General features: G+C 73.9%; 8 protein-coding genes and 1 riboswitch. Of the genes, 5 read left to right on the top strand and 3 right to left on the bottom strand.

Annotated elements, in window-relative coordinates; genetic code table 11:
* Position 1 precedes the first annotated feature (1 nt).
* A riboswitch (TPP riboswitch) is annotated at positions 2 to 107 on the bottom strand.
* 46 nt (positions 108 to 153) lie between these two features.
* On the top strand, positions 154 to 1,440 hold the full coding sequence (locus J1M39_RS09500; protein WP_101967499.1) for an AI-2E family transporter: 1,287 nt from the start codon (positions 154 to 156) through the stop codon (positions 1,438 to 1,440).
* On the opposite strand, the gene J1M39_RS09495 is transcribed toward J1M39_RS09500, so the two are convergent.
* The gene (locus J1M39_RS09495) at positions 1,406 to 2,455 is read right to left on the bottom strand and encodes an agmatine deiminase family protein (protein ID WP_206496717.1); all 1,050 of its coding nucleotides are present in this window, start codon (positions 2,453 to 2,455) and stop codon (positions 1,406 to 1,408) included. The two genes, J1M39_RS09500 and J1M39_RS09495, sit on opposite strands and share 35 nt — an antisense overlap.
* 131 nt (positions 2,456 to 2,586) lie before the next feature.
* Here J1M39_RS09495 and J1M39_RS09490 point away from each other — a divergent pair, with 131 nt between their 5' ends.
* From J1M39_RS09490 to J1M39_RS09475, 4 genes are all read left to right on the top strand, one after another.
* Complete coding sequence (locus J1M39_RS09490) at positions 2,587 to 6,231, top strand: bifunctional proline dehydrogenase/L-glutamate gamma-semialdehyde dehydrogenase (protein ID WP_206496716.1); 3,645 nt, start codon at positions 2,587 to 2,589, stop codon at positions 6,229 to 6,231.
* 19 nt (positions 6,232 to 6,250) lie between these two features.
* Complete coding sequence (locus J1M39_RS09485) at positions 6,251 to 6,832, top strand: acyl-CoA thioesterase (RefSeq protein ID WP_060973503.1); 582 nt, start codon at positions 6,251 to 6,253, stop codon at positions 6,830 to 6,832.
* Between the two features lie 31 nt (positions 6,833 to 6,863).
* Positions 6,864 to 8,858, top strand: a complete 1,995-nt coding sequence (locus J1M39_RS09480) for an FMN-binding glutamate synthase family protein (RefSeq protein WP_169577814.1) — start codon at positions 6,864 to 6,866, stop codon at positions 8,856 to 8,858.
* Positions 8,859 to 8,974: 116 nt separating this feature from the next.
* Positions 8,975 to 10,195, top strand: a complete 1,221-nt coding sequence (locus J1M39_RS09475) for an MFS transporter (protein ID WP_206496715.1) — start codon at positions 8,975 to 8,977, stop codon at positions 10,193 to 10,195.
* 210 nt (positions 10,196 to 10,405) lie between these two features.
* On the opposite strand, the gene J1M39_RS09470 is transcribed toward J1M39_RS09475, so the two are convergent.
* A complete protein-coding gene (locus tag J1M39_RS09470; protein WP_020628179.1) occupies positions 10,406 to 10,609 on the bottom strand; it encodes a cold-shock protein in 204 nt (67 codons plus the stop codon).
* A 238-nt stretch (positions 10,610 to 10,847) separates the two neighbouring features.
* Complete coding sequence (locus J1M39_RS09465; RefSeq protein ID WP_020628180.1) at positions 10,848 to 11,372, bottom strand: flavin reductase family protein; 525 nt, start codon at positions 11,370 to 11,372, stop codon at positions 10,848 to 10,850.
* Positions 11,373 to 11,397 lie beyond the last annotated feature (25 nt).

Below are 11,397 nucleotides of genomic sequence, written 5' to 3'. Positions count from 1 at the left end.
TCGACCGGGAGACTCGACTTCCTTCGCCGGTGCGGACCGGAGCAGGTTCGAGGGTCTGCGGCGGACCGCACTCTCAGCGCCGCGCGGGCGCTCCCCTGTCGATGTGGACTGGTCCCGACCCTACCCCGTCCGGCCCGCGCATAGACTGCCCGCGTGAGCGCCGCACAGCCCGCGGGGGTGACCCCGCCGCCCGCCTCGTCCAGCCCCGCCTCCGACTGGGACATCCGCCGCCCCCACCGCATGTGGCCGCGCATGCTGGTGATCGTCCTGACGCTCGCGGGCCTGGTGCTGGTGGTGCAGTTCTTCCAGGGGATCGCCTCCATCGCGGCGCCCGTCTTCCTGGGGCTGAACCTCGTGATCGTGGCCTACCCCCTGCAGGCCTGGCTCATCCGCCGGGGCCTGCACCCCGTGCTCGGGGCCGCCACCACCGTCCTGCTGGTCGTCGCGGTGATGGCCGTGTTCGGGGGCATGATGGTGTGGTCCGGCCTCGAGCTGGTGGCGGAGCTGCCGAAGTACGCGGACCGCTTCCAGCAGATCGTCCTGGACGTCTCGCACTGGCTCAACGAGCGCGGCGTGACCCCGGACATGGTGTCCCAGCAGCTGGCCTCGATCGACATGAGCACCGTGACCGGGACGGCCGTCAGCGCCATCACGAAGATCGCCACGAACGTCTACGCGGTCTTCGGCCTGCTCGTCACCGTGATCATGGGCATGTTCTTCCTGGCGATGGACTCGATGGATGTCGAACGCCGCGTCCGCCTGCTCAGCACCGCCCGCCACGAGTTCGGCCACGCCCTGGTCGAGTTCGCCCAGGGCGTGCGCCGCTACTGGGTGGTCACCACGGTGTTCGGCCTGATCGTGGCGGTGCTGGACGTGATCGCCCTCATGCTGATCGGCGTGCCGCTCGCGCTCGTGTGGGGCGTGCTCAGCTTCCTCACCAACTACATCCCGAACATCGGCTTCATCATCGGCCTGCTGCCGCCGGCCGTCCTGGGCCTGGCGGCGGGCGGCTGGTCCGACTTCCTGTGGGTGGTGGTCAGCTACTCGGTGCTGAACTTCGTGCTGCAGTCCGTGATCCAGCCCAAGGTGGCCGGCGACGCGATCGGCGTGATCCCCACCGTCAGCTTCCTCTCCCTGCTCTTCTGGGCCTGGGTCCTCGGCCCGCTCGGCGCGATCCTCGCGCTGCCCTGCACGCTGCTGGCCAAGGCCGTGCTGATCGACGCCGACCCGAACGCCCGCTGGATCAACGCGCTCATCGCCTCGGACCTGAAGGGGATGGAGCGCCGTCAGTCCTCGCTCCTGGAACGGCTGCGCCCGGCGGCCTGGCGATCCGACGCGCACGGGGGAGATGAGGACTGCGCCTCGGCGGACGGCGGGGACGACGACGGTCCCGCGACGGACGAGGTCACGGGCGGGGCTGGAGCAGCACCAGGTCGTTGAGCGCGCCGGCCAGCCGCAGCAGCGGCGGGGCGGGGAACGACAGCTGGGGCAGCCCCGGGTGCAGTGCCGCGCACGCGGCGGCCGCGGCCTCCTCGCCCGCGGCGTCCTCGAACGCCGGCCGCAGCACCGCAGCGCCCAGCGGCAGCGTGTCCAGGAGGGAGCGGGGGCCCCGCTCGGCCGGGTCGTACGCGGCGGGCTGCGCCGCCCCGGTCACCGTGCGCACGCGCAGGGGCCGGCCGGCGGCGTCGTCGGCGCCCTGCAGGAAGCGCAGCGCCGCCGCCGCGTAGGGGTGCTCGGGGTGGAACCGGTCGCCGCGCCAGTGCACGGCGGCCTCGCCGTCGCCCCCCAGCCGCACCCACGAGGCCAGGTGGCCGGGCCCGCCCCACGGCCCGGTGTCCGGCCGCGGTGCCGGCGGCACCCACAGCACCCGGGTGATCCCCAGCAGGGCGGCGAACTCGGCGGCCACCTGGCCGGGGGTCCACGCGCCGTTGATCCGCCCGTCCAGCACGGGGTCCGCGGCCACCACGGCCGTCCCCTCGCCGTCGCTCACCCAGGCCCCGCGCGGGGCGCACAGCAGGGGGGTGAGCAGCGGCAGTCCCGCCGCCTCCGCCACGGCCGTCGCGGCCGCGCCGTCGAGCGGCCCGGTCCCGGTCAGTCCCGCGGCGCTGCGCCAGGCGACGGCGGCCAGGCCCTCGGGGCGGCGGATGAAGCTCGGCCCGGTGCGGCCCAGCAGCGGTGAGCCCACGGGCGCGCGCAGCAGGTCCACCTCCGGGGGCACCAGCCGCGCCGCCCCGGCGTCGCGCGGGTGGGCGAGCACGGTGACCGGCAGCACGGCGGCGAGCGTCTCGGCCAGGCCCACGACGGCGTCCCGCGTCTCCTCCAGCAGCGTCGGCACCGGGTGGCGGTGGGGCAGGACGAGCCAGGCCCGCTCGGGCGGGTCCTCGGGTCCGGGCACGGGCACGACGACGTCCCGGCGCTCCCGCGCGTCGGTGGGGGCGGGGTCGGCGGCGGCCATGGCGGACGGGCTCCTGGGAAGACGGCGGCGACGCGCGGGCGCGCGGCGAGGGGATGTCCATCGAGCATAGGCGTCTGACAGGAAGCCGCGGCGGTTTGACCTGTGACCCGGAACACGTGCAGAGTGCGGCCATGACCGCGATGTTCTCCGCCCAGGACCATGACGATCTCGACCGGGTCCTCGGCGCGACCGGCGGGATCCCCGACCCCGCCGACCTGCACGCCCTCGCCGACGATGCCGTCGCGCAGGTGCGGCGCTGGCTCGCCGAGTCCCGGGACCACGAGGCCGACTTCGCGGCCCGCCAGCTGGCGGGCGCCCTGAAGGAGCCGGGCGGCCTCGACTTCATCGTGCGCTTCGTGGACCACGTGGTCCGCCCCGAGGACCCCGCGATCGCCGCCCGGGCGCTGCGGGAGCTCGCCGGCCGCGCCCCCGGCTTCCTGCCCCCGGCCCTGCGCGCCGTCCTCGGCGTCGGCGGCCGCGCCGCCCCGCTCGTGCCGCGCATCGCCGTCCCCACGGCCCGCGGCGTGCTGCGGCACATGGTCTCCCACCTGATCGTCGACGCGCGGGACCGACAGCTCGGCAAGGCCATCGCGGCCCTGCGCGACGAGGGCACCCGGCTGAACATCAACCTGCTGGGCGAGGCGATCCTCGGCCAGGGCGAGGCGGATCGCCGGCTCGAGGGCATCGCCGCGCTGATCCGCCGCGACGACGTCGACTACGTGTCCGTGAAGGTCTCCGCCGCCACCGCCCCGCACGCGCCCTACGCGTTCGACGAGGCCGTCGCGGACATCACCGAGCGGCTCACCCCGCTGTTCGAGCTCGCCCGGGATCGGGACACCTTCATCAACCTGGATATGGAGGAGTACCGCGACCTCGACCTCACGCTCAACGTGTTCACCGCCCTGCTCGAGCAGCCGGGCCTGCGCGACTACGAGGCCGGCATCGTGCTGCAGGCCTACCTGCCGGACGCGCTCGCGGCCATGGTGCGCCTGCAGGAGTGGGCCGCGCGCCGCGTCGCCGCCGGCGGCGCCCCGGTCAAGGTGCGCGTGGTCAAGGGCGCCAACCTGCCCATGGAGCGGATGCAGGCCTCCCTGACGGGCTGGCCGCTGGCCACGGTGGGCTCGAAGCAGGAGGCGGACACCAACTACAAGCGCGTGCTCAACTACGCGCTCACCCCGGAGCATCTGGCCCACGTGCGCATCGGCGTGGCCGGGCACAACCTCTTCGACGTCGCCCTGGCCCACCGGCTGATCGAGCGCCGCGGGCTCGACCCGGCCGCGGTGGAGTTCGAGATGCTGCTCGGCATGGCCACCGGCCAGGCCGCCGCCGTCCGGGCCGACGTCGGCGCCCTGCTGCTCTACACGCCCGTGGTGCGGCCCGAGGAGTTCGACGTGGCGATCTCCTACCTCGTGCGCCGCCTCGAGGAGGGCGCCTCCCCGGAGAACTTCATGTCCGCCGTGTTCGACCTGGACGCGGACGCGGACCTGTTCGCCCGCGAGGAGGAGCGCTTCCGCGCCTCGCTGCGCCACCTGGACGCGGCCGTGCCCCGTCCGAACCGCCTCCAGGACCGGTCCCGCGGGGAGGACGGGCCGACCCCCGCCCCCGTGGACGGCTTCGCCAACACCCCGGACACGGACCCCGCGCTGCCCGGCAACCGGGAGTGGGCCCGCCGGATCCTCGCGGCCGTCCCGGGCTCGGACCTCGGGACGGACACCGTCCGCGCCCACCGCGCCACCACGGCCGACGACGCCCGCGCCGCCATCGCCGCCACCGCCCACCCCGGCGCCCGCTGGGGCGCGCTCACCGGCCACGAGCGCGCCGACGCGCTGGACGCCGTCGGACGGGCCCTGCACGCCGGCCGGGCCCGCCTGCTGGAGGTGGCCGCCGCCGAGACCGGCAAGACCCTGGACCAGGGCGACCCCGAGGTCTCCGAGGCCGTGGACTTCGCGCACTACTACGCGCGCCTGGCCCGCGGTCTGGACGCGGTGGAGGGCGCTCGCGCCGTGCCCGTCCGCCTGACCCTGGTGATCCCGCCGTGGAACTTCCCCGTGGCCATCCCGGTCGGGGGCGTCCTCGCCGCGCTCGGCGCCGGCTCGCCCGTGGTGTTCAAGCCGGCCCCGCAGTCCGAGCGGACGGGCGCGGTCGCGTGGGAGCTGATCGTGGCCGGGCTGCGGGACTCGGGGCTGTTCGACGACGGCGGCCCGCTGGCCGGGCACGACCCCGCGGACCTCGTGCGCCTGGTGACGCTGGCGGACGAGGACGAGGCGGAGGTCGGCGCGGCGCTCGTGACCGACCCGGCCGTCGAGCGGCTCATCCTCACCGGCAGCTGGGACACCGCACGGCTGTTCAAGGGGATGCGCCCCGACCTGCACCTGCTCGCCGAGACCTCCGGCAAGAACGCCGTGATCGTGACCCCGTCCGCGGATCTGGACCTGGCCACGAAGGACGTGGTCCAGTCCGCGTTCGGTCACGCCGGCCAGAAGTGCTCGGCGTCCTCCCTCGTGGTGCTCGTCGGCTCCGTGGCCACCTCCGAGCGCTTCCACCGGCAGCTGCTGGACGCCGCCTCGTCCCTGCACGTGGCGCACCCCGCGGACCCGCGCGCCGAGATGGGCCCCGTGATCGAGGCCCCCGGCGAGAAGCTGCGCCGCGGGCTCACCGAGCTCGGCCCGGGGGAGCGGTGGGCCCTGCGTCCGCGGCAGCTGGACGAGACGGGTCGCCTGTGGAGCCCGGGCATCCGCTCCGGCGTGCGTCCCGGCGCCGACGCCCACCTCACCGAGTACTTCGGCCCCGTGCTGGCCGTGATGACGGCCGAGACGCTCGAGGAGGCCATCGGGATCGTGAACGCCGTGGACTACGGCCTCACCTCCGGGCTGCACTCGCTGGACCGGGAGGAGATCGACGTGTGGCTGCGCGGCGTGCGCGCCGGCAACCTCTACGTGAACCGCGGCATCACCGGGGCCATCGTGCGCCGCCAGCCCTTCGGCGGCTGGAAGCGTTCCGTCGTCGGCCCCACCACGAAGGCCGGCGGGCCGCACTACCTGCACGGCCTCGTGGACTGGGAGGACGCGCCCACGTGGGCCGGGGGAGAGGGGCGGCCCGGGTCCGAGGCCGACGGTGCGGGCGCATCCTGGCTCGAGACCGCCCGCGCCCTCGACACCCACGCGTGGACCACCGTGTTCGGGGTGGCCACGGACGTCTCCGCGCTCGAGGCCGAGCGGAACGTGCTGCGTCACGTCCCCACCCCGGTCCTCGTGCGCCGGCACTCGGGGCCCGCCGACCACCTGCTGCGCATCGTCTCCGCCGGCCTGCGCGCCGGGGCGCCCATGACCGTGAGCCTGCGCCCGACCCCCACCGCGGAGGGGCCCGACGCGGACGGGCTCTCGGCCGAGGCCGTGCGCGGCCGGGTGGAGGAGCTGGTCCGGTCCGCCCGCACGGAGGGTGCCGGCACGGCCGCGCCGGTGGACGTCGTCGTCGAGGATGACGCCGCGTTCCACGACCGCGCCCGGCGGCTGGCCCTCATCCCGCCCGCGACGGAGGGCGGCGGCGACGCGCGGATCCGGCTCGTCGCCGACTGGACCGGCGACCGGGAGGCGGCCGAGGCGGCGCGGAGCGCGCTGCACGCGGCGCTCGGCGACACCCCCGACGTGGCGGTCTACGCTGGCCCCGTGGTGAGCGCCGGCGAGGTGGAGCTGCTGCCGTTCCTGCACGAACAGGCCGTGTCCGTGACCGCCCACCGGTTCGGCACGCCGGACCATCTGACCGAGGGGGTCCTGTGACCCCGAGGAGGAACCTCCGATGCATCTGATCCCCCGCACGATCTGGGTCGTCGCCCGCGCCCGCCGCCGCCCGCGCGCCGGACTCTGGGAGCCGACGACGCTGCCGATGCGCGCCCTGCCCACGGACGTGGACCTGGCCCTGCACGTCAACAACGGCCAGTACTTCGGGCTGTTCGACCTCGGCCGCTTCGACGCGATGGTCCGCACCGGCCTGTGGGACGAGATCCGCCGTCGCGGCTGGACGCCCGTGGTGCAGGCCGAGCAGATTGCGTTCCGCCGCTCGGTGACCCTGGGGCAGCGGTTCGACGTGGAGACGCGGATGATCGGCCTGGATGAGCGCGCGGTGTGGTTCGAGCAGCGCGTGGTGGTCGACGGCGACGTCGCGGTGCGCGCGTACATCTGCACGCGCCTGCGCAAGAAGGACGGCCGCCCCGTGGAGAACGACGAGGTCCGGGCGATCGCGGCGGCGGCCGGCCACGACCTCGCGGGGGAGCCGACGCTGCCGGAGTGGCTGCACGAGTGGCGGCGCAGCGTGGCCCTGCCGTCGGCCCGGACGCCCCTGCCCCACACGTGGGACCTCGACACAGTGCGGCGAGGATGAACGTTCGAGTGATATAGGGCACGATGGTCGGGTGAACAACAGACTCCTGATCGTCGCGACCCTCTCGCTGGCCGCGCTCGTCGTCGTGCTGGTGGCCGCCATCGGCGGCGGCGCGTGGTGGGTGCTGGCGGTGCTCCTGGTGGCGCTGCTCGTGCTCGCCGTGTGGGACATGACCCAGAAGCGGCACGCGATCCTCCGCAACTACCCCGTGCTCGGCCACATGCGGTACCTGCTGGAGTCGATCCGCCCCGAGATCCAGCAGTACTTCATCGAGCGCAACTTCGACGGCAAGCCGTTCGACCGGGACACCCGCTCGATCGTCTACGCCCGTGCGAAGGGACTGGACAGCCACAAGGCGTTCGGCACCGAGCGGGACACCTCGGAGATCGGCTACGAGTTCCTGTTGCACTCCACCGCCCCGGTCAACCCGCCGGAGGAGCCCCCCACGGTGCGGATCGGCGGCCCGGACTGCCGCCAGCCCGTGGACATCTCGCTGATGAACATCTCGTCCATGTCCTTCGGCTCCCTCTCCGCCAACGCCGTGGTCGCCATGAACAAGGGCGCCGGCCTGGGGGGGTTCATCCACGAGACCGGCGAGGGCGGCCTCACCAAGTACCACCGCGGCAACGGCGCGGACCTGTTCTGGGAGATCGGCTCCGGCTACTTCGGCTGCCGCAACGAGGACGGCACCTTCAGCCCGGAGAAGTTCGCCGAGAAGGCGGTGCTGCCCGAGGTCAAGGGCATCACCATCAAGATCTCCCAGGGCGCGAAGCCTGGCCTGGGCGGCATGCTGCCCAAGGAGAAGATCTCCCCCGAGATCGCCGAGGCCCGCGAGATCCCGATGGACAAGGACTGCCTGTCCCCGGCGTCCCACTCCGCGTTCCGCACCCCGCGCGAGATGGTCAAGTTCATCGAGCAGCTCCGTGAGCTCTCGGACGGCAAGCCGATCGGCATCAAGTTCTGCGTGGGCTCCCGCGTGGACGTGCTGGCCATGACCAAGGCCATCTGGGAGGAGCGGATCGCCCCCGACTTCATCATCGTGGACGGCTCCGAGGGCGGCACCGGCGCCGCCCCGCTCGAGTACTCGGACCGCGTGGGCACCCCGCTGACCGAGGGCCTCATGCTCGTGCACAACGCGCTCGTGGGCACCGGCCTGCGCCACATGATCAAGCTCGGCGCGGCCGGCAAGGTCGCCACCGGTTCGGACATCGTCAGGCGTCTGATCCAGGGCGCGGACTTCACCATGTCCGCCCGCGCGATGATGATGGCCACCGGGTGCATCCAGGCGCAGAAGTGCCACACGAACGAGTGCCCCGTGGGGGTGGCCACGCAGGACCCGCGTCTGATGCGCGCCCTCGACGTGGAGGACAAGGGCAACCGCGTCTTCAACTACCACCGCCTGACCGTGCGCGAGGCCGTGCAGATCATGGCGTCCATGGGTCTGACGCATCCGTCCCAGCTGAACACCCGCATGCTGCGCCGACGCGTGGACCACCTGAGCACCCGCTCGTACGCGTCCATCTACCACTGGCTGCGCACGGACGAGCTGCTCAACGACCCGCCTGCCGGCTGGGCCATGGACTGGGAGGAGGCGGACGCGGACCACTTCGGCGAGCACGCCCGCGTGGACTACCTCACCGAGCGCGACCCCGAGTGGCGCTCCGAGCTGCTGATCCCGGGCCGCGAGGCGGGCGGCGCCCCCGTGCAGGGCTCCCCCATCTCCGGGACGGGCTCCACGCTGGTCGACGCCCGGCAGACCGAGTCCGTGCCGCTGACGACGTCGCCGATGCCGCGCGTCAGCTCGCTGGGTGAGGGCGAGTCGCTGTGCACGCCCGGCGGCCGTCGTCGGGCCCCGCAGGATCCGGCACCCGCCGCCACCGCCGGCGAGACGCCCACCGACGAGAACGAGGGCCTGCCGGCGGAGGCCGGCGAGCGGCCCGAGCGCCAGGACGGCGAGGAGGTCACCCAGCGCGGGACCACCGGCCGCGTGGAGGGTGAGCACCGCGGCGAGGGCCGCGTCGGCTGACCTGTCCCCGCAGTCACCCCCGCTTTCGAGGCGGGAAATCCACCTCACACGACGCCCCCGGGCGCCCATGAAATAGATTTCCCGCCTCGTCGCGTGAGGGGTCGTAGCCTGGGGCCGTGACCCCGCCCGCCCCCGCCGCTCGCCGCCCCTCCGCGGCCCTGCTGTGGGTGCTGCTGGCGGCCATGGGCGCCGGCCCCCTGTTCAACTACGGCGTCTCCGCCTCCTCCACGGTCGTGATGGAGCGGCTCGACGTCACCTCGGGCCAGCTCGGCACCGTGATGACGGTCGTGTTCGCGGCGGCCGCCGTCACCTCCCTCGGCCTCGGCCGGGTCGCCGACCGCCTGTCCGCCCGCGCGCAGCTGAGCATCATCTTCGGCGGCACCGCCGCGGCGCTCGTGCTCGGCGCCGTCGCCCCGTCCCTGCCCGTGCTGTACGCGGCGGCCGCCGTCGCGGGCGTCACGCAGGCCATCTCCAACCCCACCACGAACCGGATCATCCGCACCGTGGTGCCGCCGGAGAGGCGCATCGGGTGGGTCGGGGTGAAGCAGTCCGGCGTGCAGGCGGCCCAGCTGGTCGGCGGCCTGTTCTTCCCGGCCGCGTCCCTCGCCCTCGGCTGGACGGGCGCCGCGCTGGGGGCCGCGGTGCTCATCGGGGCGCTCTGGGTGCTCGCCCTGGTCGTCGCCCCGCCGCTGCCCGGGGCGCCGCCGCCGGCCACCGGCCCCGTCGGCGGGCGACGACGGCGGGACACCTCGCCCCTGCCGGCCACGGTCTGGTTCTTCGCGGCGATCGCGTTCCTCACCGGCCTGGGCATGCAGGCCACGAACACGTACCTGCCGCTTTTCGCGGTCGAGACGCTGGGAATGACGCTCGTGGCCGGCGGCGCCGCGGCGGCCGTGTCCGGGGTGGTGGGGGTGCTCTCCCGGATCGGGTGGAGCCGGCGGATGAGCTCCGGAGACCGGCCCACCACCCTGCTGGCCGTGATCTGCCTGGGTGCGGTGGCCGGCGTCGCGGTGTTCCTCGCCGCGGACCTGCTGGACCTGCCGGCCCTGCTGTGGGTGGGCGCCGCGGTGCACGGCCTGACGGTGCTGGGCGCCAACGTGGTGATCAACGCGGGCCTGTTGAGCGAGGTGCCGGCCGAGCGGCTGGGCCGTGCGACCGGGGCGAACTCGATGGGCATGTACGCCGGCTTCGCCCTGGGCCCGCTGCTGATGGGCCTGCTGCGCGACGTCACGGGCGACTACCGGGCCGGCTTCGCGGTCGTCGCGGCCGGGTATCTGCTGGCCCTGGGCGTGGTGCTGCTGCTGCGTCGCCACGTGGGCCGGCGGGGCGTGGCCTGACGCGCAGGGCCAGGACGAGGCCCACCCCGGAGGACCGCGCCTCAGCGACATCACCGCAGTGCAGCCCTGCGGTGATGTCGCAGCGCCGCGGTCGAACGGGCGTACGGCGGAGTGCGGCGCAGTGCGCGGCGGGGCGTGGACGCCTGACACACGACGACGCCCCCGGTCCGTGCGGACCGGGGGCGTCGGAAGCCGTGCGTCAGGCGAAGATCAGAGCTTCGTCACGTTGGCGGCCTGGAGGCCCTTGGGGCCGTCCTGGGTCTCGAACTCGACGCGGTCGTTCTCCTGGAGCTCCTTGAAGCCCCCGCCCTGGATGGCGGAGAAGTGCACGAACACGTCCGCGGAGTTGTCCTCGGGGGCGATGAAGCCGTAGCCCTTCTCAGCGTTGAACCACTTGACAGTACCGACAGCCATGATGGTGTCCTTTCGATGTGCCCCCGCGGTGCGGTGGCGGTGTTGGACCGCGGCCCGGATGTGGGACGCGGGTGAAGCGGCGAGACTGAACCGCTTGCCCAACACTCATCGACGCCGGCGATGCCGGGCTGACGAGCAGTGAAGATGGCGGGATACAGCTTGATCAACTTCAGGCTCCATCATTGCACGGATCTCGCCGACCGGGAACCAGGGGCCCGATTGTTCACCTGGAGTTCGCTCAGAGCGCGCGCAGGCCGTGGAAGAGATTGCGGTGCAGGGCGGCCGGGGGAGCGGCGTCCGTGTGATCCGCGAAGGCCGTCACCTCCAGCAGCACCACCGTGTGGTCGCCCGCCGGGACCTCGGCGTGCACCCGCGTCTCGAGCCAGAGCGAGGAGCCCCCGATCAGCAGGGCGTCGTGCGGGCTGCGGTGCACGTCGAGACCGGCGAAGCGGTCGCCCTCGCGGGAGGCCAGCTGGCGGCACAGCGGCGTCTGGTCCGCCGCGAGCAGGGAGACGCCGATCGCCCCGGCCCGGCGCAGGCGCGGCCAGGTGCGGGAGCTGTTCTGCGCGGAGAAGGACACGAGGGCCGGCTCCCAGGAGATGCCCACGCCGAAGGAGGAGGAGACCATCACCTCGGGGACGCCGTCGGCGAGGCCTGCCAGCGCGACGACCCCGGTGGGGAAGGCCGAGAGGCCGGAGCGGAGGTTGCCGAGGGACAGGTCGGTGTCCCACGTGGCGGTGTGGGGTTCGTGGGTCAGGGTCATGGCGCGCGTCCTCTTCCGATGACTG

The sequence above is a fragment of the Micrococcus sp. KRD077 genome (genome assembly GCF_017168505.1).
GTDB lineage: Bacteria > Actinomycetota > Actinomycetes > Actinomycetales > Micrococcaceae > Micrococcus > Micrococcus luteus.
The sequence above is the reverse complement of the archived record's forward strand: the minus strand, read 5'-3'. Positions and strand labels throughout refer to the sequence as shown.